This is a genomic window from Micromonospora sp. WMMD1076 (genome assembly GCF_029581475.1).
GTDB classification, from domain to species: Bacteria; Actinomycetota; Actinomycetes; order Mycobacteriales; family Micromonosporaceae; genus Micromonospora; species Micromonospora aurantiaca.
The window spans coordinates 2,437,942-2,462,403 of record NZ_CP120862.1; the positions used below are offsets into that span (position 1 = coordinate 2,437,942).

Annotated in this window: 16 protein-coding genes and 1 riboswitch; of the genes, 11 read left to right on the forward strand and 5 right to left on the reverse strand. The window is 74.7% G+C overall.

Annotated features, from left to right (window positions below):
• Nucleotides 1-2: 2 nt before the first annotated feature.
• Nucleotides 3-2,459, forward strand: coding sequence for a DNA translocase FtsK (locus O7622_RS11915; RefSeq protein WP_282313408.1), 2,457 nt, complete (start codon nucleotides 3-5; stop codon nucleotides 2,457-2,459).
• A gap of 64 nt (nucleotides 2,460-2,523) precedes the next feature.
• On the opposite strand, the gene O7622_RS11920 is transcribed toward O7622_RS11915, so the two are convergent.
• Complete coding sequence (locus O7622_RS11920; RefSeq protein WP_282313409.1) at nucleotides 2,524-2,766, reverse strand: hypothetical protein; 243 nt, start codon at nucleotides 2,764-2,766, stop codon at nucleotides 2,524-2,526.
• A gap of 87 nt (nucleotides 2,767-2,853) precedes the next feature.
• Nucleotides 2,854-3,168 (reverse strand): multidrug efflux SMR transporter, encoded by a 315-nt coding sequence (locus tag O7622_RS11925; RefSeq protein ID WP_282313410.1) that lies wholly within the window; start codon nucleotides 3,166-3,168, stop codon nucleotides 2,854-2,856.
• A gap of 58 nt (nucleotides 3,169-3,226) precedes the next feature.
• Nucleotides 3,227-3,292: riboswitch (guanidine-III (ykkC-III) riboswitch) on the reverse strand.
• Between the two features lie 96 nt (nucleotides 3,293-3,388).
• Between O7622_RS11925 and O7622_RS11930 the strand changes: the two genes are divergently transcribed.
• The 7 genes from O7622_RS11930 (at nucleotide 3,389) to O7622_RS11960 (ending at nucleotide 9,569) form a co-directional block, all read left to right on the forward strand.
• Nucleotides 3,389-4,312, forward strand: coding sequence for an ornithine cyclodeaminase family protein (locus O7622_RS11930; RefSeq protein WP_282313411.1), 924 nt, complete (start codon nucleotides 3,389-3,391; stop codon nucleotides 4,310-4,312).
• 49 nt (nucleotides 4,313-4,361) lie between these two features.
• The gene (gene rimO, locus O7622_RS11935) at nucleotides 4,362-5,864 is read left to right on the forward strand and encodes a 30S ribosomal protein S12 methylthiotransferase RimO (protein WP_282313412.1); all 1,503 of its coding nucleotides are present in this window, start codon (nucleotides 4,362-4,364) and stop codon (nucleotides 5,862-5,864) included.
• 47 nt (nucleotides 5,865-5,911) lie between these two features.
• A complete protein-coding gene (pgsA, locus tag O7622_RS11940) occupies nucleotides 5,912-6,493 on the forward strand; it encodes a CDP-diacylglycerol--glycerol-3-phosphate 3-phosphatidyltransferase (protein WP_282313413.1) in 582 nt (193 codons plus the stop codon).
• 113 nt (nucleotides 6,494-6,606) lie between these two features.
• On the forward strand, nucleotides 6,607-7,152 hold the full coding sequence (locus O7622_RS11945) for a CinA family protein (protein WP_282313414.1): 546 nt from the start codon (nucleotides 6,607-6,609) through the stop codon (nucleotides 7,150-7,152).
• Between the two features lie 210 nt (nucleotides 7,153-7,362).
• Nucleotides 7,363-7,812, forward strand: a complete 450-nt coding sequence (locus tag O7622_RS11950) for a helix-turn-helix transcriptional regulator (RefSeq protein ID WP_282313415.1) — start codon at nucleotides 7,363-7,365, stop codon at nucleotides 7,810-7,812.
• 127 nt (nucleotides 7,813-7,939) lie between these two features.
• Nucleotides 7,940-8,791: a PspA/IM30 family protein gene (locus O7622_RS11955; RefSeq protein ID WP_269701309.1), complete on the forward strand. Its 852-nt coding sequence runs from the start codon at nucleotides 7,940-7,942 to the stop codon at nucleotides 8,789-8,791.
• 16 nt (nucleotides 8,792-8,807) lie between these two features.
• Nucleotides 8,808-9,569: a hypothetical protein gene (locus tag O7622_RS11960; protein WP_013284703.1), complete on the forward strand. Its 762-nt coding sequence runs from the start codon at nucleotides 8,808-8,810 to the stop codon at nucleotides 9,567-9,569.
• 279 nt (nucleotides 9,570-9,848) lie between these two features.
• Here O7622_RS11960 and O7622_RS11965 read toward each other — a convergent pair whose 3' ends face one another.
• Nucleotides 9,849-13,508, reverse strand: coding sequence for a fibronectin type III domain-containing protein (locus O7622_RS11965; protein ID WP_282313416.1), 3,660 nt, complete (start codon nucleotides 13,506-13,508; stop codon nucleotides 9,849-9,851).
• A 130-nt stretch (nucleotides 13,509-13,638) separates the two neighbouring features.
• Complete coding sequence (locus tag O7622_RS11970) at nucleotides 13,639-14,460, reverse strand: DNA-formamidopyrimidine glycosylase family protein (protein WP_282313417.1); 822 nt, start codon at nucleotides 14,458-14,460, stop codon at nucleotides 13,639-13,641.
• Nucleotides 14,461-14,569: 109 nt separating this feature from the next.
• Between O7622_RS11970 and O7622_RS11975 the strand changes: the two genes are divergently transcribed.
• Nucleotides 14,570-15,820: a hypothetical protein gene (locus O7622_RS11975; protein ID WP_282313418.1), complete on the forward strand. Its 1,251-nt coding sequence runs from the start codon at nucleotides 14,570-14,572 to the stop codon at nucleotides 15,818-15,820.
• Nucleotides 15,821-15,954: 134 nt separating this feature from the next.
• Here the strand turns inward: O7622_RS11975 and O7622_RS11980 are convergent, their stop codons facing one another.
• Entirely contained in the window at nucleotides 15,955-20,676 is a 4,722-nt protein-coding gene (locus O7622_RS11980) for a DEAD/DEAH box helicase (protein ID WP_282313419.1), read from the reverse strand.
• A gap of 244 nt (nucleotides 20,677-20,920) precedes the next feature.
• Between O7622_RS11980 and O7622_RS11985 the strand changes: the two genes are divergently transcribed.
• Nucleotides 20,921-21,244 carry a hypothetical protein gene (locus tag O7622_RS11985; protein WP_282313420.1) on the forward strand — a complete coding sequence of 108 codons (324 nt, stop codon included), beginning with the start codon at nucleotides 20,921-20,923 and terminating at the stop codon, nucleotides 21,242-21,244.
• 236 nt (nucleotides 21,245-21,480) lie between these two features.
• Nucleotides 21,481-24,315: a Na+/H+ antiporter subunit A gene (locus O7622_RS11990; RefSeq protein WP_282313421.1), complete on the forward strand. Its 2,835-nt coding sequence runs from the start codon at nucleotides 21,481-21,483 to the stop codon at nucleotides 24,313-24,315.
• Nucleotides 24,316-24,462 lie beyond the last annotated feature (147 nt).

The following is a 24,462-nucleotide window of genomic DNA, read 5'->3' on the forward strand; positions in this document are numbered from 1 at the left end:
CTATGGCGGGCCGTACCTCTCAGGCGAGCCGGCGGCGCGGCGCGTCGCCGCGTGGCACCACGAACAACCGCGCCCGTCAACCGGCGAAGAAGGCGGCGGCGCGGAAACCGGCGCGGCGGCGCCCGGCCACCGGGCCGAGCCCGGCCGCGTTCGTCGGCCGGGCCGCGGGCGCCGTCTGGATGGGACTGGCCCACTCGGTGGGCTGGGCGTTCCGGGCGGCCGGGCGGCAGGCCGCGTCCACCCGGGAGCTGGATCCGGAGCACCGCCGCGACGGCGCCGGGCTGCTGCTGTTCGGCCTGGCCATCCTCAGCGCGGTGGGCATCTGGGGCGGCGGCGCCGGGCCGGTGGGCCGGCACCTGGCCGACACCGTACGGCTGTTCGTCGGCGCCATCTCGATAATCCTCCCGGTGCTGTTCATGGTCGGCGCGTGGCGGCTGATGCGGACCCCGGCCGACCCCGAGCACCGCGGTCGCGGCCTGGTCGGCTGGGGCTCGATGATGCTGGCGACCGCCGCGATGCTGCACATCGGGCAGAACCCGGTTGACGAGGTCCAGCGTGACTTCGCCGGCGGCCTGATCGGCGCGGGCGTGGGCGACCTGCTGAAGTCCGCGGTGACCGCCTGGGTGGCTATGCCGCTGCTGCTCCTGCTGCTGGTGTTCGGCCTGCTGGTGGTCACCGCGACGCCGATCAACAAGATCCCGGAGCGGCTCGGCCTGCGCGCCGACCCGGCCGGGGCGGACGCCGACGAGGAGTTCACCGAGGACGAGGCGCCGGCGAAGCCGGCCCGCAAGCGGCCGGCGAAGCGGATGCCGCCGCCGCTGGAGCCGCTGGACCCGGACGACGAGCTGGCAGGCGTCGACCTCCAGGAGACGCTGGTGCTGCCGCGCAAGCCGCCGAAGGTGCCGGCGAACCGCAAGCCGGTCGAGCCGCCGGAGCACTCGCCGCTGCCCACCCGCGCCGAGCAGCTCGCGCTCACCGGGCTCGCCGGCGACTACACGCTGCCGCCGGCGAACCTGCTCGGCGGCGGCGCCAAGCCGAAGAGCCGGAGCAAGGCCAACGACGAGGTGATCGCGGCGCTCACAGGCGTCTTCGAGCAGTTCGACGTGGACGCCGCCGTCACCGGCTTCACCCGCGGCCCGACAGTCACCCGGTACGAGGTGGAGCTGGGCCCGGGCGTCAAGGTCGAGCGGATCACCCAGCTGTCCCGCAACATCGCGTACGCGGTGAAGTCGCCGGACGTGCGCATCCTCAGCCCGATCCCGGGCAAGAGCGCTGTCGGTGTGGAGATCCCGAACACCGACCCGGAGAACGTGTCGCTCGGCGACGTGCTGCGCTCCCGCGAGGCGACGAGCGACCACCACCCGATGGTGGTGGCGCTCGGCAAGGACATCGAGGGCGGCTACGTGGTGGCCAACCTCGCCAAGATGCCCCACATTCTCATCGCGGGCGCGACCGGCGCCGGCAAGTCGTCCTGCCTCAACTCACTGCTGGTCTCCATCCTGACCCGGGCCACGCCGGACGAGGTGCGGCTGCTGCTGATCGACCCGAAGCGGGTCGAGATGACCGGCTACGAGGGCATCCCGCACCTGGTCACGCCGATCGTGACCAACCCGAAGAAGGCGGCCGACTCGCTGGAGTGGGTCGTCCGCGAGATGGACATGCGCTACGACGACCTCGCCGCCAACGGGGTCCGGCACATCGACGACTTCAACCGCAAGGTCCGCAACGGCGAGATCAAGGCGCCGCCGGGCAGCGAGCGGGAGATGCGGCCGTACCCGTATCTGCTGGTGATCGTGGACGAGCTGGCCGACCTGATGATGGTCGCGCCGCGCGACGTGGAGGACTCCATCGTCCGGATCACCCAGCTCGCCCGGGCCGCCGGCATCCACCTGGTGCTCGCGACCCAGCGGCCCTCGGTCGACGTGGTCACCGGCCTGATCAAGGCGAACGTGCCGTCCCGGCTCGCGTTCGCCACCTCCTCGCTCGCCGACTCCCGGGTCATCCTGGACCAGCCCGGCGCGGAGAAGCTGCTCGGCCGTGGCGACGGTCTGTTCCTGCCGATGGGCGCGTCGAAGCCGCAGCGCATCCAGGGCGCCTGGGTCACCGAGCGCGAGATCGCCGACGTGGTGAAGTTCTGCAAGGACCAGCGCGAGCCGGAGTTCCGCCCCGACGTGCTCGCCCCGGCGCAGGACAGCAAGAAGAAGATCGACGAGGACATCGGCGACGACCTGGACCTGCTCGTGCAGGCGGTCGAGCTGGTGGTCACCTCGCAGTTCGGGTCGACCTCGATGCTCCAGCGCAAGCTGCGGGTCGGCTTCGCGAAGGCGGGCCGGCTGATGGACCTGATGGAGACCCGGGGCGTGGTCGGCCCGTCCGAGGGCTCCAAGGCCCGCGACGTGCTGGTCAAGCCGGACGAGCTGGAGGAGGTCCTGGCCGGCCTGCGCGGCGGCGAGGACTGACGGTCCCGCAACGGACGACGGCGGCCCCACCCCGAGGGTGGTGGCCGCCGTCGTCCGTCACGGGTCAGTTGAGCAGCGCGGCGACGAGCACGGCGCCGATCACCGCGCCGACCACGCTCGCGGCGGCGGCGTACCAGCCCAGCGGCTTGTCACCGAGGACGGCACCGACGATGCCGAGGACCAGGCCGAGGACCCCGAAGATGAGCGGGGACACGAAGATCGCGAGGGCCGCGAAGACGAACGCGACGATGGTGCAGATGCGGGCGGCGTTGCTGCGCGGGCGGGCGGTGGCGTGGATGTCGGCCATGGTTTCCTCCGTGAGTGGACTCGCTACGTGTCGGCGGAGGATCGGGTACCCCGGCCGCCGCACGGTCCAAACCGGATGCGGCATCGATCAGCTGAAAAGCTTCAACCCGATCACGCCGACCACCACCAGCAGCAGACAGGCCACGCGCGGCAGGTTGACCGGTTCGCCGAGCGCGAGCATCCCGACCAGCGCGGTACCCGCAGCGCCGATGCCGACCCACAGCGCGTAGCCGGTGCCGACCGGGATGTCGCGCAGCGCGTACGCCAGGCCGGCCATGCTGGCCACCAGCGCGACGGCGAAGACGGCCGAGGGAAGCGGACGGGTGAAGCCGGCGCTGCGTTCCAGCGCGATCGCCCACACGGTCTCCAGGAGTCCGGAGATCACCAGCACGATCCAGGCCATGGGTATCACCTCTGACGGGTGGGCCCGGCGCGGAGCGGGCCGGGCGACGGTCGGGTCACGCGGGGCGTCTTGGCCTGACCGGGTACGCCCACCACTCGTCCGGGACGGCCCACGGGCCGTCGTGGCCGACGGTAGCACCGGGCGGGCCGGGTCGGCGGGGTGGTGAGAAAGGCCACCAGCAGTGGAGTTGACGTCAACTTCAAGTTGCAGGATGGATGCCATGACCCTGCTCTTCTCCGACGACGACGTCGCGGCCGCCGTGGACGCCCCGCTCACCGTCGCGGCCATGCGGGACGCGCTGCTGGCCGCGTACGCCGGGCGGCTCATCGCCCCGCCCCGGGCGTCCGCGCCGCTGGGCGGGGGCCGGATGGTGCTCACCGCCGGTCACCTCACCGGGCAGTGGTACGGCTTCCGCTCGTACGACACGTTCGGCCACCCGGAGAGCGGTCAGCTCGTCGTGCTGCACGACGCGACCACCGGCGCGGTACGCGCCATCGCCGTCGGCGAGGAACTCGGCTCCCGGCGTACCGGAGGACTCGGTGGGGTGGCGGTGGACGCCCTGGCCCGCGCGGACGCCGCCACGGTCGGCGTGGTGGGGTCCGGCCGGCAGGCGTGGACCCAGGTCTGGGCCGCGGCGGCGGTCCGGCCGCTGCGCGAGGTGACGGTGTTCAGCCGCTCGGCGGCCCGGCGGGACGCGTTCGCCGCGCGGGTCCGCGCCGAGCTGAACGTGCCGGCCCGCGCCGTCGGCTCGGCCGCCGCGGCGGTACGCGACCGCGACGTCGTGGTGCTCGCCACCACCAGCACCGTCCCGGTGCTCGACGCCGCCGACCTGGCCCCCGGCGCCCACGTCAACACCGTCGGCTTCAAGCAGGTCGACCGGCACGAGTTCGGCCCGGACCTGCTCGACGCCGCCGACCTGCTGGTCACCGACTCACCCGGGCAGGCCGCCGCGTACGTCCCGCCGATGCTCGCCGCCGCCGAGCCGTACGCCGGGCGGTTGCGCGACCTGGGCGCGGTGCTGGCCGGCGCGGTTCCCGGCCGGACCGGCGCGGACCAGATCTCGGTCTTCTGCTCCACCGGCCTGGCCGGCACGGAGGTGTTCCTCCTCGATCGGCTGGCCCGGGTGGCCGCCCCCGCTCGCTGACCCGGCCGGACGGGTGCGCGGCGGTCCGGAACCGGCCCGGTACCCTCGGATGGTGTCTGCCTCCTCCTCCACCCCGCGATCCGACGGGCGCCGCGTCGCCCTGCTGACCCTCGGCTGCGCACGTAACGAGGTCGACTCGGAGGAACTGGCCGCCCGGCTGCACGCCGACGGATGGCAGGTCACCACCGACGGCGAGGGCGCCGACGTGGTGGTGGTGAACACGTGCGGGTTCGTCGAGAAGGCCAAGCAGGACTCGATCCAGACGCTGCTGGCCGCCGCCGACACCGGCGCGAGGGTCGTCGCCGCCGGGTGCATGGCCGAGCGGTACGGCCGTGAGCTGGCCGACAGTCTCCCCGAGGCGCAGGCGGTGCTGAGCTTCGACGACTACCCGGACATCGCCGCCCGCCTCGACTCGGTGCTCGCCGGCGAGGCGATCGGCGCGCACACCCCCCGCGACCGGCGGGAGCTGCTGCCGCTGACCCCGGTGAAACGCCGCGACGCGGCGGTGTCGCTGCCCGGACACGGCACCCCCGCGCGGGTCGCCCCGGAGACCGACGCGCACACCCCGGCCCACCTGCGGCAGGTGCTGCGGCACCGGCTCGACACCGGCCCGGTGGCGTCGCTGAAGCTCGCCAGCGGCTGCGACAGGCGGTGCGCGTTCTGCGCCATCCCGGCGTTCCGCGGCGCGTTCGTCTCCCGTACCCCGGACGAGCTGCTCGCCGAGGCCGAGTGGCTGGCCAAGACCGGCGTCCGGGAGCTGGTGCTGGTCAGCGAGAACTCCACCTCGTACGGCAAGGACCTGGGCGACCCCCGCGCGCTGGAGAAGCTGCTGCCGCAGCTCGCCGCGATCGACGGGATCGTGCGGGTACGCGCCAGCTACCTCCAGCCCGCCGAGACCCGGCCCGGCCTGGTCGAGGTGATCGCCAGCACGCCGGGTGTGGCCGCGTACTTCGACCTGTCGTTCCAGCACTCCAGCGAGCCGGTGCTGCGCCGGATGCGCCGCTTCGGCTCCACCGACCGGTTCCTGGAACTGCTCGCCTCCGCCCGCGCGCTGGCGCCGGACGCGGGCGCGCGCAGCAACTTCATCGTCGGCTTCCCCGGCGAGACGAAGCAGGACGTGGCCGAGCTGGTCCGGTTCCTGACCGAGGCGCGGCTGGACGCGATCGGCATGTTCGACTACAGCGACGAGGACGGCACCGAGGCCGCCGGCCTGACCGGCAAGGTCTCCGCCGCCACGATCAAGCGGCGGTACGACAAGCTCAGCGCGCTGGCCGACGAACTCTGCTCGCAGCGCGCCGAGGAGCGCCTCGGCGCGACGGTGGAGGTGCTCGTGGACTCGACCGCCGACGGGGTGGTGGAGGGGCGGGCCGCTCACCAGGCGCCCGAGGTCGACGGCTCGACCACGCTCGTCGCGCCCGTCGGCGGTGGCGTCGATCTGGCCGCGCTGCGCCCCGGTGACCTGGTCCGGGCCACGGTGACGGCGACCGAGGGCGTGGACCTGGTCGCCGTACCGGATGAGATGATCTCGGCGGCGCCCGGCGCGGTACGGTGACGGCGGGCCCTGATGGAGCGGGGAAGCCACGTGGGGCGATGCGGGACATGACGGGAGCGGAGTCGACGGCGGCTGCCCCCGTACCGCTGCTCAACGCGGCGAACCTGCTCACCGGCGCGCGCCTGGTGCTGGTGCCGGTCTTCGTGGCCACCGTGATCGCCTCCGGCATGAGCAACGCGGGCTGGCGGACGGCCGCCTGCGTGATCTTCGTGGTGGCCTCCGCGACCGACCTGGTCGACGGCTGGATCGCCCGCCGGTACGAACTGGTCACCTCGCTGGGCAAGGTGGCCGACCCGATCGCCGACAAGGCGCTCACCGGCGCAGCCCTGGTGCTGCTCTCCTTCTACGACCGGCTGCCCTGGTGGGTGACTGTGGTGATCCTGGCCCGCGAGCTGGGCATCACCGGGCTGCGCTTCTGGGTGATCCGGCACGGGGTGATCGCCGCCAGCCGGGGCGGCAAGGTCAAGACGGCGCTGCAGATCCTGGCCATCACCTGGTACCTCTGGCCGATGCCGGAGGCGCTCGCCGCGGTCGGGCCGTGGATCATGGGCGCGGCCGTGGTGGTCACCGTGGTCACCGGGTTCGACTACATCGCCCAGGCGTTGCGGCTGCGCCGCCCGGCCCGTTGAGCCGGGCGGCGGATCCGTCGGTCCGGGCGGAGTGCCCGTCGGCCCGGGTCGCGGGTCCGCCGGTCCGGGCGGCGGACGAGTAAGCGGGTGCGGGGCGGGAAATGGGGGCGGGCATGGACACCGACGCGAGAGACCAGCGGCCCGCCGGCAGCCCGGCGGCCGCCGTGGTGCACCGCCTGCACGAGTGCGGCGAGACGCTGGCCACCGTCGAGTCGCTGACCGGCGGCCTGCTCGCCGCCGCGATCGTGGAGATCGCCGGGGTCAGCTCGATCTACCGGGGCGGCATGGTGGTCTACGCCACCGAACTCAAGGCGACGCTCGCCGGCGTACCGGAGGACCTGCTGGCCGACCGCGGCCCGGTCGACCCGGACGTGGCGGCGGCGCTGGCCGAGGGCGGACGGCAGCGCTGCGGCGCGGACTGGGGCCTGGCCACCACCGGCGTGGCCGGTCCGGAGCCGCAGGACGGCAAGCCGGTCGGCCTGGTCTACGTGGCGGTCGCCGGACCGGACGGCACGGAGGTGCGCCGGCTCGATCTCGAGGGCGGCCGCGACCACATCCGCTTGGCCGCGGTGAACGAGGCGCTGCGGCTGCTCGCCGACCGCGTCCGGCTCCCCGCCGACGCCGACGCCGCCGAGGCGGCGGGGGCCGGCCGCCGCTGAGCCCGCGCGGCGCCGGCACGCCCGGCGGCGGGATCGCCGGACCGGTCGATCCGCCCGGATTTTCAAAGGCGGGGTGGGATGTCGTCGTGGCGACCAACGGGTACGGTTGCGGGAAGGCTCCGGCGGTCGCTGTCGGCGCCGGAGCGGTCCGCCGCGTCCGGCGCGACGTGTTCCGGCCGGGGATGGTGGTCCCGTTCAGGGGGAGGTGCGATGGTCCTGCTACGCCGGGTGATCGGTGACGCGCTGCGAGCACGCAGGCAAGGGCAGCACCGCACCCTCCGCGAGGTCTCCTCCGCCGCCAACGTCAGCCTCGGCTACCTCTCCGAGATCGAACGCGGCCAGAAGGAACCCTCCAGCGAGCTGCTGGCCGCGATCTGCGACGCGCTCGGCGCCCGCCTGTCCGAGCTGCTCCGCGAGGTGAGCGACACCGTCGCCCTGGCCGAGCAGATGCCCGGCGTGCTGGTGCCGGTGACCGACGAGCGGGTCGAGCCGGCCCCGGTGGGCCCGTCCGCCGTGCGCAAGGCCACCAACCGCGCTGTCCGGCAGGTCACCTCCGACGGCGGGGTCGCCGTCCAGGTCCGGCAGGACTCGCCGCTCAAGGCCACGCTGCGCAGCACCCGCGTACGCCCCGCCGAGCGGGATGTGGTCTGCGCCGCCTGAGCCCGGCCGCCGCGTCGTGGGCAGTGCTGGCGTTCGGGTCGTACTGTTGATCAGGAGCGTACGGGTGCCGGAGTGGCGTCCGGCTGGGACCATGTAGGCGCGACGCTACTGAGGGGACAAGGCGGAGATGGCGAACCCGTTCGTCAAGGGTTGGAAGTACCTGATGGCGCTCTTCGGCGCGAAGATCGACGAGCACGCCGATCCGAAGGTGCAGATCCAGCAGGCCGTCGAGGAGGCGCAGCGCCAGCACCAGGCGCTGGTGCAGCAGGCGGCGGCGGTGATCGGCAACCAGCGCCAGCTGGAGATGAAGCTGTCCCGGCAGATGACCGAGGTGGAACAGCTCCAGGGCAACGCGCGGCAGGCGCTCGCAGTGGCCGACCAGGCCCGGGGCAAGGGTGACGAGGCCGAGGCCGGGCGCTACGAGCAGACCGCCCAGATGCTGGCCACCCAGCTGGTCTCCGCCGAGCAGGCGCTGGAAGACCTCAAGACGCTGCACGACCAGGCGCTCGGCGCGGCCGCGCAGGCCCGCAAGGCGGTCGAGAACAACTCGATGATCCTGCAGCAGAAGCTGGCCGAGCGCACCAAGCTGCTCAGCCAGCTGGAGCAGGCCAAGATGCAGGAGAGCGTGGCCCGCTCGCTGGAGTCGATGTCGTCGCTCACCGCGCCCGCCAACACCCCCTCGCTGGACGAGGTACGCGACCGGATCGAACGCCGCTACGCCACCGCGATGGGCCGGGCCGAGCTGGCCGGCAACTCGGTCGAGGGCCGGATGCTGGAGATCCAGAAGGCCACGCTCGACTCGGCCGGATCGGCGAGACTGGAGCAGATCCGGTCGAGCATGGCCGGCGAGCAGCTCGGCAGCCGGTCCGAGACCCCCGCCGTGGGGCAGCCGGCCGACCCGGCAGCCGCAGCCCGTCTCGACGAGATCCGGGCCAGCATGAGCCGGGAACGCGGCACCGGGGAGACCACGACCGGCTGACGGAGGGGCGGACACGATGGCGGACGAACGGGCCCGGCACTTCCGCAGGCTGCGCAGGCTTCGCAACTCGGCGCGGCGGTGGAGCGTGCTGGCCGGAGGGCTCGGCGGTGCCGCCGCGGTGCTGACCCCGTACGCCGGACTCGGCCTGGCGGACGCGGCCTGGGCCGGTGCCGCGGGCAGCGCGATCGCGGTGGCCGCCTGGCGCTGGGTCGACCACCGGGCGCTGGCCGCCGTGCCGCCCCCGCCCGCCCTGGACCCGGCGGAGGCCGCCGCCCGTTCCCGCGCCCGGCTGGTCGCCGCCGTCGAGCGGCTGCCCGTCGGCCCGGGCGTCGTGGCCGAGGTACGCCGGGTCCGCTCCCGCCTCGCGCTGCGCGGCACCGCCGCGGCCGAGCCGTGGGCCCGGCTGGACCGGGCCGCGCTCACCCTGGCCGGGCTGGCCGGACGGCTGACCGGACTGGCCGAGCCGGCGGTCCGGGAGGCGGCCGAAGCCGATCGTTCACTGCGTGAGCTGGCGACCCGGGTGGCGAGCGTGGAACGCGCGGCGAAGCTGACCCCGCAGAGCACGCTGAACGAGGTACACGCGACGCTGGTGGCGCAGTTGGAGGACGGGGTGGCCGCGTACGAGCGGCTGGTGGTGGCCGCCGCCGGTTACGTGGCCGAGGACGCCCGCCCGAACACGGAGCATCCGGCCGCCGCGCGCCTGACCGAGGCCACCGACCTGCTGCACGGCGTAGCCTCGGCCCTGGCCGAACTGCGAACCCCCTTGCGCGCCCCCTGACGGCCCCCTTCCCGCGCCTCGTCCCGCCGTCTCCCCCCAGGCTCCGCCCCGCCAGGCTCCGCCCGGTGATCAAGGAGTTTGTGTCCTCCCCACAGCCGGATCCGACACAAACCCCTTGATCACCGCCCAGGCGCGCCCGACCAACGCGATCGATCATGAGGTTGACGGCAGTTTCGATCTCCATTTCGGCCGTCAACTTCATGATCGCCGGGTTCCGGCGGGCCGGGCCGACCTCACGTGCGCGGGGGGAGGGGACGGGAGGGGAGGGGGGAGGGAGGGTCAGGTGGGGGTTGTTGTTCGGGCTGGGGGAGTCCAGGGGGAGGTGCCTACGACGTTTGTGGCGCGTACCCGGTAGTGGTAGGTCATGCCTTGCGCGAGGCCGGTGTTGGTGAAGCCTCGGCCGGTCACGTGGAACGTCGCCGGTTCACGGGTGAAGGCGGCGTCGGTGGCGCGCTGCACGATGAACCCGGCACCCGGTCCGGCCGGTGTCGGCGCCGACCAGCTCACCGTCACGGTGGCGGTGTCCGGCCCGGACGCGCTCGCGGTGACGCTCACCCCGGTCGGTGCGACCGGCCGGGCCGGCGTGGTCACAGTGGCCACCGTCGACCAGGGCGAGGCGGCACCCAGGTACGTCGTGCGTACCCGGTAGTAGTACGTGGTGTCCGGCGCGGCCGCCGGGTCCACGTGGGACTCGCCCACGGCGATGGCTGTGGTGCCCGGACCGCTGGTGAACGTCGGGTTCGTGGCCCGCTGCACGTCCACCCCTGTCGCGAAGGAGTGGTTGGCCCAGCGCAGCGCCACGCGCAGCGGCGCGGCCGGCGGCAGCACCGCTGTCAGCCGGGCCGGAGCGGCCAGGTGCACCGCCGCCGGTACGGCGTTGGACCACGACGAGCAGCTCACCGCGTTCTCGGCGCGGATCCGGTAGTGGTAGGTGACGCCGGGGGTGACTGTGGCGTCGGTGTACCGGGTGGCGGTGGCGGCCACCGTGATCTCGGTCAGCCCGGTGGTGAAGGTGCTGTCGGTGGCGCGTTGCAGCCGGTGGCTCGTCGGTACGGGACGGCTGCCGTTGCCGGTCCAGGTCAGCGCGATGGCGGGAAGCGCGGTGGCGCTGCCCGGCGCCGGGATGGCGGTGAGCCCGGTCGGCGCCTTGGGTGCCACGCGCAGGACCAGCGGTCGGCTCATACCCTGGTCACGTAGTCCGGCCGAGCGGGTCTGCCAGCGGTACTCCCAGCCGAGGTTGACCAGCTGGTTGACCACGACCGCGGGGCGGCCGTCGACCGGGCTGACCGGGCCGGCGTCCAGCCGTGCGCCGGCCGGGCGGGCCGGGTCGAGCAGCCGTACGCTGTCGCCGATCTTGAACGGCAGGGTGGGCGGGACGGGACGCAGCGCCACCACGACGTCCTCCCGGGGGTTGACCCGGACGGTGTCCTTCCAGCCCAGCTCGCCCGGGTCCGGCGGGCGGACCGTGCCGTCCCAGCCGACCCGGTTGACGAGCTGTACGTCGCAGCCCTCGATGTGGACCGGGTGGGTACGCGGGGCGTCGCCGACGATCCGCCAGAGCTGCGTGCCGTCGCCGGGCGCGCCGACAGCGACGGCCGGGTCGGTGGCGTGCAGCACCTCGGTGGCCGGGTCGGCCGGACCCAGCGGCAGCGTGGCGGGGGCGAGCGGCCCGGCGACCGGGTGGCCGACGCCGAGCCGGCCCACCGCGCGGCCGTGGCGGGCCTCGAACACCTGCCCGACCGACTTCACCGCCAGCGGCAACGTGACCGGGGCGGTCGCGCCCGCCGGGGTGAACGTGACCGAGGTGGCCCGCGCGGGGACGAGCGTCGGGCGCGGGGTGGAGGTGCCGATCGCGGCGTCGTACGCGGGTTGCGGCACGATCGGCGGCGGCTGGCTGCGCGCGTACGCCCCGGGCAGCCGCTCGGCGAGCCGCCGCGTGTCGTACGGCTCGGCGGGGGTGCCGGTGACCCGGATCTGGAGCAGCGTACGGGTGTTCGGGCCGTACCCGGGGCGGGTCGGCGGCAGACCACCGGCGGCGGTCCGGTCGGGCGCGCCGGTGTGGTGGTCGTAGCGGGTGTCGAACCGGGGCAGCGGCGCGGGGCAGTCGTTGTAGAGGATGAGCGTGCTGCCCGGCGGCACAGTGGAGAAGTCCACCACCACGTCGGCCCGTTCGCCGGGGGCGAGCAGCAGCGCGTGCCCGTCCACGTTGAGCACCGTCGGGTCCTGCCTGTCGTACCGGTAGTCCACCGGTCGGTTGGTGCGCATCACAGGAGCGGGGAGCAGGCCGCCCTCGTTGCCGATCTGGATCATCTCGGGTCCGGCGGCGGCCGGGTCGGGTACGCCGCCGTCGCGCCCGTCCGCCGGCCAGTACGCGGGCCGTCCGGTGGCGCGGACCGCCTCGACCATCGGCACCTCACCGGCGTCCGGGTCGGCCGGGCTGCCGTCGTCGGCCCACATCGGCGCGTCGGAGGCGGCCCGGTAGAGCTGGAGGTTGAGCGCCCGGTCCGCGCAGGCGTTGAGGATCCGGAACCGGTACGCCCGCGGCGCGACCTCCAGGTACGGGTAGGCGACGCCGTTGACGAGCGGAGTGTCGCCGTACGCGTCGGGGACCGCCGACGGGTGCGGCACGCCCGGTACCAGCGGTGGCTCGTCCGGGTCGGTGTCGGGGTCGTGGTGCGGGTTCGGCACCGGGGCGACCCACGGGCTGGCGCCGCCGTCCGGGTCGTGGGTCCACGGCCCGTAGTCCCAGCGCCCGGTCGGGTTGGTGCCGGTGAGCCGGTACGGGTTCTGCCGCGGCTGGTAGACGTGCGGGTGCCACAGGCTGCCCTTGGCGCCCCAGCGGTCCCGGTCCCAGGTGGGGTCCTGGGCGGCGAGCTGCGCGTCGTCGGGTACGAACGTCTTGTCCTCGATCACCAGCGGAAGCTGGTCGGCGGGCAGCACGCCGTCGTCGACGAGCCGTTCCTCGGCCGGGTCGGTGAGCAGGTAGAGCGCGATCTGCCCGGAGTAGACGGTGAGCCGGGACAGGCCGAGCGTGTTGTCGTGCAGCCACATGAGCCGGCCGCTCTGGTCGTTCGGGAAGTACAGCGTGGTGGCGCCCGCGCCGGGCGGCGGCATGTCCGGCACCGGCGTCACACCCACACCCATCGGGTACGGGGTGATCTCGCCGGCCGGGGTCACCCACTGCCACGGGTTGCCGGCGCTGATCCAGCCGGTCCGCGCGCCGGACAGGTGCGGTATGGCCCGGTTCTGCGGGTACGGCGCGGGACCGTCGAGCGGCCCGGCTCCGGCGCCGTCGACCGTCTCGTCCACGGGCAGGAACAGTTCCCCCGCTCGTCCGGTGGGGAGCTGGTTGATGAACTTGATCCGCACCGGGCGGCCCCGCCGGGCCACGATCATCGGGCCGAGGTGCCAGGGGCGGTCGGGCGGGCCGACCGTGTTGTGGCCGGAGGCGTCGGTGCCCAGGTTGAGCTGGCGGTAGCCGCGCAGCCGGGTGGCAGGCAGGTCGCGGTGCAGGCGTTGTGCGTACTCCTGGAGGCCGATCTCGTAGTAGTCGCAGCCCGGCCAGGTGATGGTGTCCGGGACGGCGACGGGCAGGCGGGCGCCGAGCCCGGCGGTGGCCGGCTGCCCGGGCAGCGGCAGCGCGTCGACGAACTTGCGGATGCCGGTGCCGGGGACCGGGCGGCCGTCCGGGTCGAGCGTGGGCAGCGGGCTGGCGGCGGTGTTCGGCACCGGGCCGAACAGGCGCGGGACGGCGGCCGGGTCCAGGCTCGCCGGCGCCGGGCCGCCCGGTTCCTCGTCGCCGCCGCGAGCGGCCGGAACGGCGGGCGCGACGGAATCGGCCGGCGTCGGGTCACCGGTGGGCACGGTCTCCTCGGCGACGAACGCGACGACGGCGGCGCGGTCCGGGCGTCCGGGCCGGCTGCGGCGGAACAGCACCATGGCTCTCCCCGGGGTCGGGGCGCGCCGGCCGACACCCCGGCGTGGCGGGCGTACGCGCTGCTGACGATCCGTGAGCGGTCCACCGCAGCATGCGACGTCACAGGGGTGAGGCGGAAGTACCCAATCGTCCCTATCTCGGCCGATCTTGGGCGTTTCGTGGAAGTTCCACGCCCGGCTGGCAGGCCGGGCACCAGTAGGTGACCCGTTCGCCCAGTTCCTCCTTGCGGATGGCGGTCCCGCAGCGACGGCACGGCTGCGCCCGGCGGCCGTAGACGTAGCTGGTGCCGCCCCGCTGCAGCACCCCGGTGGTGCTCTGGGTCCAGCGGCCCCGGTTGGCCGCGAGCAGCCGCTGGGCCAGCGCGACGGTGCCCGGCAGGTCCGGCACCGCGCCTACCGGCGTCCACGGCGACACGCCGCGCAGGAACAGCACCTCGCACTTGTAGAGGTTGCCCACCCCGGCCAGGTTGCGCTGGTCGAGCAGCGCCTCGCCGATCGTGCGGTCCGGTTCGGCCGCGAGCCGGCGGACCGCCTCGCCGGCGTCCCAGTCCCGGCCGAGCAGGTCCGGGCCGAGGTGGCCGACGAGCGACTCCTCGCCGGCCGTCGGCACCAGCGCCAGCTCGTGCAGGTGGTAGCCGACGGCGACAGCGGCGGGGGAGCGGAGCACCACCCGGATCAGGTGCGCCGGCCGTCCGCTCCAGCGCTCACCCGGGGCGTACGCCCGCCAGGCGCCGTCCATCCGCAGGTGCGAATGCAGCGTCCAGGGCTCGGCGTCGGTGCCGGTGAGGCGCAGCAGCAGGTGCTTGCCGCGGCTGGCCGACTCGCGCACGGTCCAGCCGGTCAGGTCGGTGGTGGCGAGCTGTGGCACGCGGAAGTCGGACCCGGTGAGCCGGGCCCCGGCCAGCGCGCGTTGCAGGACGCGCGCGGTGTTCCAGACGGTGTCGCCTTCGGGCACCACGCCATTGTCCCCCGGCCGAGCAGAATTCGCATGTGTCGCTATTTGTACTGAGGTTCCACTTGATCTGCGGAAACGCAACGATCAGGAGGTTCTGAGGAGAATGCTGATGGCACCTTCACGACGTCGTACCGTCGTCGCCCTGACCGCCCTGCTCACCGTGGCCGCCGGACTGCCCGGCACGCCCGCGCCGGCCGCGCCCCCGCCCGCCGCCGTACCGGCCCGCGCCGCCGCACCCGGCCCCGAACGCTGGTCCGTCGACCTCGCCGTCGCCGGCGGCGACGACGTCAACGTCGCCTGGCGGTCCGGCCGCCTGCGGCTCGCCGACCCCCGTCCCAACGCCCGCACCCGCCCGGCCGCCGTGGGTGGTCCGGTCGCCGAGGGCATCCTGCTGTCCGCGTCGCGCACCCTGGACCGGCCCGCGACCCGGGTACGCGCGCAGTTCGCCGCCCGCACCGGCGACGGGGGTACGGCGGTGGCCCAGGTACGCGGCTGGCGCGGACGCGGCTGGACCGAGTGGCGCGACGCCACCGAGGCGGTCTTCGACGCACCGGTCAGCCGGGTCCAGGCGCGCGTCGTGCTGACCACCAGCGACGCCGCGTCGGAGGCCACAGTCACCGGCCTGACCCTGGCCGCCGACCGGGTCGCCACCACGGCGGTCCAGCCGGCCGCCGCCCTCGAATACCGGGTGTACGCGACCCGGATCGGCCTGGTCGGCGGCATCACCGCCAACGGGCACACGGTGCGTACCCGGGACCACTTCGCGGCGCTGCCCACCCGGCGCGGCCTGTCCCCGCGGAACACCGGCGACTACACGGTCAAGGTCTGCACGACGAACGGCAGCCGCTGCGAGTACGCCCCGGTGTGGGACGTCGGCCCGTGGAACACCCGCGACGACTGGTGGAACCCGGCGTCGATCAGGGAGAACTGGAAGGACCTGCCGCGCGGGTTGCCGGAGGCGCAGGCGGCGTACCAGAACGGCTACAACGGCGGGCGCGACCAGTTCGGCCGTACCGTCCGCAACCCGGCCGGGTTGGACCTGGCCGACGGGACGTTCTGGGACGGGCTGCGGCTCACCGACAACGCCTGGGTGGACGTGACGCTGCTGTGGACCGGCGGCGGGGCGCGCGCGGTTGTCGGCTCCGGGCCGCTGAACCTGCGCGCCGGGGCGAGCACCTCGTACGCGAGCCGGGGCCTGGCGGCCACGTACGCCCACGTGCCGGTGCAGTGCTACGTGACCGGGCAGCGGATCGCCGGCACGTACCGCACGACGACGAGGTGGTACCGCCTGGTCGGCGGCAACTACGTCAGCCACGCGTACCTGTCCTCGATCTACGGCGGCACAGTCCCCCGCTGCTGACCGGTGCTCCCCTCGCGGAACTCCTCCGCGATCTTGCAGTTTCGGCCCTGCCCCGGGGGCATTCGCCCGCTATGCCGCCACCTGCTCTCCTCCCCGCTCGCGTCCGGCACACCCTAACCGGGACTCCCGGGCGGTCAGCCGCGCAGGCGCAGGCCGCGCGGGATGGCGCGGAAACCGGCGGCGGTGAGCGCGTCACGCAGCGGGGACGCGTGCACGGCCTCGCCGTCGGCGCGTTCCACCGAGATCGCGCCGAGCGCACCGGAGTGCACCGCGTCGGCGAGCGCCTTGCCGGCCGCGCCGAGCGTGTCGGTGTCGTCGGTGAACGACAGGATCGTCCGGCCGCCCCGCTCCACGTAGAGCACCAGGTCACCGCCGACTAGCACGACCAGCGCGCCCGCCTTGCGCCCGGCCCGGTGGCCGGTGGCCGGTGCCGCGCCGTCGCCGGAGTCGACAACGCGTTCCGGCCAGGGCAGCGCCGCGCCGTACGGGTTCGCCGGGTCGGTGGCGGCGAGCACGACCGCCGGCCCGCCCCGGCCCTGGGTGTCGTCGGCGAGCGCCCGGATGCGGTCCACCGCGCCGGGCACCGCGAACTGCGCCGCGCCGAGCCCTTCGACGAAGTAGCCGCGCCGCGCCGCCCCGCGTTCCTCCATCGCGGACAGCACCGGGTAGACCCCGGCGAAGCCGCCGGTGACCTGCTCGGCCACGACCGCGCCCCGGGTCACCACGCCGTGCCGTTCCAGCAGCAGGTCGGCCAGAGCGGCGGCCCGGCGGGTGGGGTCGAGGTCGCGGTCGGGCAGCCGGGACCAGCGGCCGGCCATCGTGGGCGGACCACCCCGGCTGGGCAGCGCCACCCGGCCCGGACGGCGGTAGCGGGTGCGCGGCGCCGACGGCCGGGACCGGTGCGCCCCGCCCGCGCCGAGCGCGGCCCGCAGCGGGGCGAGCGTGTCGTTGGTGAGGTGACCGGCCCAGACCAGATCCCACACCGCGCCCGACAGCGCGGCGTCGTCGGTGGCGCCGACCCGGTCGGACAGGGAGCGGAAGAACAGCGCCTGCCCGTCGGCGAGCGCGTCGAGCACCGACTCGTGCAGCGGGGTCGGCGTCAGCGCCTCGTCCGGCGGCGGGAGCAGCAGCGGCGCGACGTCGGCGTACGCGAGCGTCACCCATCCGTCGCCGCCGGAGATCGCGCCCGCGCCGGCCCACACCACTTCGCCGCTGGCGCACAACTCGTCGAGCTGGGCGGGGGAGTAGTCGGCGACCCGGGCCGGGAGCACCAGGCGTTCCAACGCGGACGCGGGCACGCTCACGCCCTGCAACTGCTCGACGGCGGCGGCGACCGCCTCGACGCCCCGGGCCGACGAGCCGACCTGCTGCCAGCGGGGCAGGAACGCGGCGAGCGCCCGCGGCGGGACCGGCTCGATCTCCCGGCGCAGGGCGGCCAGGGAACGGCGGCGCAGCAGGCGCAGCACCTCCGCGTCGCACCACTGGGTGCCCACCGTGTCCGGGGCGAACTCGCCGGAGACCACCCGCCCGCCCGAGGCGAGCCGCCGCAGCGCCTGCTCGACCACGAACACGCCGAGCCCGAACCGGGCCGCGCAGGTGGCCGCCGCGAACGGGCCGTGCGTGCGGGCGTACCGGGCGACCAGGTCGGCGAGGGGGTCGGCCACCGGCGCGAGGTACGCCTCGGCGACCCCGACGGGCAGCGCCACCCCGAGCGCGTCGCGCAGCCGGGCGGCGTCCTCGACGACCACCCAGCGGTCCTCGCCGGCGATGCGGACCCGCAGCACCCGCCGGGCCGCCGCCAGCTCGTCGGCCCAGGACTCCGGGACTCCCCGTTCGGCCAGCTCGGCGCTGCTCAGGTCACCGACCACGCGCAGCAGCTCGACCACGTCCTCCGGGTCGCGGGGCCGCCGCTGCTCGGTGAGCCAGCGCAGTTGACGTGCCGTCTCGGTGAGCACCTCCGGGTCGAGCAGCTCCCGCAGGTCGACCCGGCCGAGCAGCTCGCCGAGCAGCCCGGAGTCGAGCGCCAGCGCGGCGGCCCGCCGCTCGGCCAGCGGCGCGTCTCCCTCGTAGAGGAACGCGCCGACGTACCCGAACAGCAGCGACCTCGCGAACGGCGACGGGCGCTCGGACTCCACCTCGACCAGGCGCACCTTGCGGGCGGCCAGGTCGCGCATCAGCTCGCCGAGGGCGGGCTGGTCGAAGACGTCCTGGAGGCACTCCCGGGCGGCTTCCAGCGTGACCGGGAAGTCGGCGTACTCGCGGGCCACGTCGAGCAGTTGCGCGGCGCGCTGGCGTTGCTGCCACAGCGGCTGCCGCCGCCGGGGGTCACGGCGTGGCAGCAGCAGCGACCGGGCCGCGCACTCGCGGAACCGGGACGCGAACAGCGCCGACGTGCCGACCGACTCCTCGACGAGCTGGGCGATCTCGTCCGGCTCGAAGACGACCACGTCGGCGCCGGGTGGGGTGTCGGCGGTGTCCGGCAGGCGTACCACGATGCCGTCGTCGGAGGGCATGACCTGGGCGTCCACGCCGTACCGCTCGGCCAGCCGGCGGCCGATCGCCAGCGCCCACGGCCCGTTGACCCGGGCGCCGAGCACCGAGTGCACGGCGAGCCGCCAGTCGCCCAGCTCGTCGCGGAACCGTTCGACCACCACCGTCCGGTCGTCCGGCAGCGACCGGGTGGCCGCCTTCTGCTCGCGCAGGTAGTTCATCAGGTTCCCGGCGGCCCAGTCGTCCAGCCCGCCCGCGCGCAGCGCCGCCACCGCGTCGGCGTCGGACAGCCGCAGCAGCGCCCGGACCCGGGCACCGATCGCCCGGCCCAGCTCGACCGGGCGGCCGAGCTGGTCGCCCTTCCAGAACGGCATCCGGGCCGCCTGGCCGGGCGCGGGGGAGACGAGCACCCGGTCCGGGGTGATCTCCTCGATCCGCCAGGACGACGAGCCGAGCAGGAACACGTCGCCCACCCGGGACTCGTAGACCATCTCCTCGTCCAGCTCGCCGACCCGGGCCGCCCGCTCCGCGCCGGCCAGGAACACGCCGAACAGGCCCCGGTCGGGGATGGTCCCGCCGCTGGTCACGGCGAGCCGCTGGGCGCCGGGCCGCCCGGTCAGCACGTCGGTGGCGCGGTCCCAGACCAGGCGCGGCCGCAGCTCGGCGAACGCGGTGGACGGGTAGCGCCCGGAGAGCATGTCGAGCACCGCGTGCAGCGCCGAGTCGGGCAGCTCCGCGAACGGCGCCGCCCGCCGGACCAGCACGGCCAGGTCGCCGAGCCGCCACGGCTCCAGCGCCACCATCGCGACGATCTGCTGGGCCAGCACGTCGAGCGGGTTTCGCGGGTAGTGCAGCTCCTCGATCGCCCCGGCGCCCATCCGCTCGGCCACCACCGTGCAGGAGAGCAGGTCGCCCCGGTGCTTGGGGAAGACGACGCCGCGCGAGACCGCGCCGACCTGGTGCCCGGCCCGGCCGACCCGTTGCAGCCCGGCCGCCACGCTCGGCGGCGCCTCGATCTGCACCACCAGGTCGACAGCGCCCATGTCGATGCCCAGCTCCAGGCTGGACGTGGCGACCACGGCGGGCAGCCGGCCGGACTTGAGCGCCTCCTCGATCTGCTTGCGTTCCTCCCGGGACACGCTGCCGTGGTGCGCCCGCGCGATCACCGCCGGCGCCCCGGCCGCCGCGCCGGACTGCGCCATCACCTCCGCCGGCTGCCGAGGCGCACGCACCGGCCCCACCGGGCCGCCGAACGCCGCCGCACCCCGCCGTGCCCGGCCCTCGTCGCCGGGCCCGCCGCCGGACACCGGGCCGAGCCCGCCGGCGTCGTCGAGCCCGGCGCCGTCGCCGGCCGGCGGGCCGTCGGCACCGGGCAACAGCTCGGATACGCGCACCGGCTCCCCGCCCCGGGCCACGCGGCTGCCGTCCGGGGCGGCCGCCGCCTCCATCTCCTCGGCGGCCAGCTCGTTGAGGCGGGCGCAGAGGCGTTCGGCGCCGCGTCGGGAGTTGGTGAACACGATCGTGGACCGGTGCGCGCGGATCAGCGCGAGCACACGTTCCTCGACCGCCGGCCAGATCGAGGGGCGGCGGGGCGCGAGGCCGCCCAGATCGTCCTCCGGCGGCTCCTGCTCGTCGAGGCGCGTCATGTCCTCCACCGGGACCTGGACGCTGACCTCGATGGTCTTGTTCGCCGGCGGCTGCACCACGTCGACCGGGCGCGCGCCGCCGAGGAAGCGGGCGCACACGTCGATCGGTCGGACGGTGGCGGACAACCCGATCCGCTGGGCGGGGCGCTCCAGCAGCGCGTCGAGCCGTTCCAGGGACAGCGCCAGGTGCGCGCCGCGCTTGGTGCCGGCCACCGCGTGCACCTCGTCCACGATCACCGTGTCGACGCCGCGCAGTGAGTCCCGGGCGGCGGAGGTGAGCAGCAGGAACAGCGACTCGGGCGTGGTGATGAGGATGTCCGGCGGGGTGCGGGCGAAGGCCCGGCGCTCGTCGGCCGGGGTGTCGCCGGTCCGCATGCCGACGGTGATGTCCGGCGGGACCAGGCCGAGCCGGGAGGCGGCCTGGCGGATGCCGGTGAGCGGGGCGCGCAGGTTGCGTTCCACGTCGACGGCGAGTGCCTTGAGCGGGCTGACGTAGAGCACCCGGCAGCGGCGCCGGGGATCGGCCGGCGACGGCTCCTTGGCGAGCCGGTCGAGCGACCAGAGGAACGCCGCGAGCGTCTTGCCGGAGCCGGTCGGCGCGACGACGAGGGCGTTGCGGGCGGCGGCCACCGAGCGCCAGGCGCCCTCCTGTGCCGGGGTGGGCGCGGCGAAAGCCGCGGTGAACCACTCCCGGGTCGCCGCGCCGAACTCCGCCAGCATGCCGCCTGACCTGCCTGACCTGCCTGACCCGTCTGACCTGCCTGACGGGGTCACCTCGTCCGCCACGCTCCCATCCTGCCGCGCGGGTGTGACATCCCGCCCGTCGCCGGACCGTTCCGTCCCCGCCCGCAACAGTCCGAGAATGGAATGGGCGATTATTCCGTTAAGTCTTACTTAACTGCTTGCTTGTGGGCTGCAACATAAAGTAACTTCACTCGCGATGCGGCATGGGGTGGAGGCGTGGATGACCGTCGAGGAACGTGGCCTGGGCTCCGGAACCGACGTGCTCATCCGCAAGGTCGAGAGTCGGCTGGCAGCGCTCCGCGCCGCGCTGCACGGTCCCGATCTGGAGCTGGCCGAGGAACTGGCCGCGCGGCTGCGCGAGATGATCCTCGCGACCGCCCGGTCCAGCGCCGCCGACCGCGCCCGGGTCCGGGCCGCTGTGCACTACTTCGTCCAGCGCCGGGAGAGCCGGGACGCCCGGCTGCCGTTGCGTTCCCTGGTCGCCGCCCAGCGCGCCGCCGACCGGGCCGCCCGCCAGTTGGCCACCCCCAACCCCACCCCCTGACCACCGCCCCCGTCCCTCCCCTTCCCGGGGCTCACCCCGGTGATCAAGGAGTTTGCGGCGGGATCGGGCGCGCCTGCGGACACGAACTCCTTGGTCACCGCCCAGGAGGCCGGGAAGGCCGCGCGGAGGTAAGGGTGGGTTTTGGGGAAAACGGCCCGGTTCGGTGCCTCTGTGGCGTGTGATCGGTTGTGAAACCAGCGTGGTCCGGCGCGCTGTCACCTCGACCGGGAGTACGCGTGCTCGTCCTGCTGATCGTGCACCTGGTGGCGGCGCTGCTCGCCCCGCTGCTGGTCCGCCGGTGGGGTCCGCGCGCCTGCCTGATGCTCGCGCTCGCCCCGGCCGCCACAGCGGTCTGGGCGGCGGCCCACACCGGGGCGGTACGCGACGGCGGCGCGGTGGTCGAGACGTACCCCTGGATCTCGCAGCTCCAGCTCGACGTGGCGCTGCGCGTCACCACGCTGTCCTGGCTGATGCTGCTGCTCGTCGGCGGCGTCGGCGCGCTGGTGCTCGTCTACTCCGCCCGCTACTTCCCGCACGGGTCGACCGGGCTGGCCCGGTTCGCCGCCGTCATGGTCGCCTTCGCCGGGGCGATGCTCGGCCTCGTCGTCTCCGACGACCTGCTGCTGCTCTACGTGTTCTGGGAGCTGACCACCGTCTTCTCCTACCTGCTCATCGGGCACAGCACCGAGCGCCGGTCCAGCCGGTGGGGCGCCGCGCAGGCGCTCACCGTCACCACGCTGGGCGGGCTCGCCATGCTCGTCGGGTTCCTGCTGCTCGGCCACCACGCCGGGAGCTACCGGTGGTCGGAGGTGGCGGCCGCGCCGCTGCCCGGCGGCGGGTACCTGACCGTCGCGGTGCTGCTCGTCCTCACCGGGGCGCTGGCGAAGTCGGCGATCTTCCCGTTCAACGCCTGGCTGCCGGTGGCGATGGCCGCCCCGACGCCGGTGAGCGCGTACCTGCACGCGGCGGCGATGGTGAAGGCCGGCATCTTCCTCATCGGACTGCTCGGCCCCGTGCTCGCCGCTGCCGGGCCGTGGCGGCCGGTCACGGTGGTCGCCGGACTGGTGTCGCTGGTCCTGGGCGGCTGGGCGGCGCTGCGGCAGACCGACCTGAAGCTGCTGCTGGCGTACGGGACGGTCAGCCAGCTCGGCCTGCTCGCCGTGGTGTTCGGCGCGGGCACCCCGAAGGCGGCCCTGGCCGGCGTGGCGATGCTGGCGGCGCACGCCCTGTTCAAGGCCGCGCTGTTCCTGGTCGTCGGCATCCTCGACCACGAGGCGGGCAGCCGTGACCTGCGGGACCTGTCCGGCGTGGGCCGGGCCGCGCCGGTGCTGGCCACCGCCGCCACACTCGCCGCCGCCTCGATGGCCGGCGTGCCGCCGCTGCTCGGGTTCGTGGCGAAGGAGTCGATGCTCGCCGCGTTCACCGGCGACCCGCTCGTGCTCGCCGTGCTGGTGGCCGGCAGCGCGCTCACCGCCGCGTACAGCATCCGGTTCGTGTGGGGCGCGTTCGGCACCCGGACCAGCGTCCCGGACACGGTGATGGCCCAGCCGCCCGCCGCGATGCTCGTACCCCCGGCGCTGCTCGCCGTGGCCGGGCTCGCCGCCGGTCCGGCCGCCGGGTGGCTCAGCGGCCTGTTCGAGCCGTACGCGGAGCTGTTCGGGCCGGTCGAGGAGCACCTGGCGCTCTGGCACGGGCCGACCGCGGCGCTCGGCCTCTCCGCCCTCGTGCTGGCCGGCGGCGTGGTGCTGCACCTGGCCCGTGGTCGGCTCGCGCCCGCGCTGGCGCGGCTGCGCTCGCCGGTGAGCGGCAACCAGGGGTACGAGTGGGTGACGCACGGCTTCGACCGGCTCGCCATCGAGGTCACCGGCGCCACCCAGCGCGGCTCGCTGCCGCAGTACCTCGGCACCGTGCTGCTCGCGCTGGTGTTCGTGCCCGGCGGGGCGATGCTCGTCACCGCGCCCTGGCGGGTCGACCTGGCGCTCTGGGACAACCCGGCCCAGCTTGTGGTCTGCGCGGTGATCGCGGTCGCCGCGCTGCTCGCGGTCGGCGCGCGCCGCCGGCTCACCGCGATGCTGCTGGTCGGCGTGACCGGCTACGGCACCGCGATGATGTTCGTCCTCTACGGCGCGCCGGACGTGGCGCTCACCCAGTTCCTGGTGGAGACCGCCACCATCGCCGTGTTCGTGCTGGTGCTGCGCCGGCTGCCGGAACGCTTCTCGGCCCGCCCGCTGCGCCGCAGCCGCTGGGTGCGGCGCGGTGTCGGCATCGCCGCGGGCGTGGTGATGGCCGGCCTGACGCTGACCGCGGCCGGAGCCCGCCGGGCGCCGTCGATCTCCGCGGCCTTCCCCGAACTCGCCGTCGTCGAGGGGTACGGCCGCAACGTCGTGAACGTGGCCCTGGTGGACATCCGGGCCTGGGACACGATGGGGGAGATCGCGGTGCTCGTGGTGACAGCGACCGGTGTGGCCAGCCTGATCTTCGAGCGGTCCCGCACCGGGCCGCGTCCGCGCCGTCCCCGGCCGGTCGCGCTGCGCGCCGGTGACGGGCGCACGGTGTGGCTGCGCGGCGGGCAGACGCTGCCGGAACGGCGGCGCTCGATCGTGTTCGAGGTGGTCACCCGGCTGATCTTCCACACCGTCCTGATCTTCTCGCTGTTCCTGCTCTTCTCCGGCCACAACGCCCCCGGCGGCGGCTTCTCCGGCGGGCTGGTCGCGGGCCTCGCGCTGGCCCTGCGCTACCTGGCCGGCGGCCGGTACGAGCTGGCCGAGGCGGCGCCCGTCGGAGCCGGCACGGTGCTCGGCGCGGGTCTGGGCATCTCGGTTGGCAGCGGGGTGCTCGCCCTGGCGCTGACCGGCCAGGTGCTGCAGAGCGTCAAGGTCGGTCTGTGGCTGCCGGTGATCGGCGACTTCTACGTGGCCACGTCGCTCTTCTTCGACATCGGCGTCTACCTGGTGGTGGTCGGGCTGGTGCTGGACATCCTGCGCAGCCTGGGCGCCGAGGTGGACCGGCACGTGGAGGCCGCCGGCGAGGCGGGACACGGCTTGGTCGTCCAGCGGGACGGCACATCGTGAGCGCGAGGAGTGAGCCGGGGTTGCGAGCCCCGCAGTCGCGGACAGGGGTGGCTCGGTGAGCGCGAGGAGTGAGCCGGGGTTGCGAGCCCCGCAGTCGCGAACAGGGGTGGCTCTGTGAGCGCGAGGAGTGAGCCGGGGTTGCGAGCC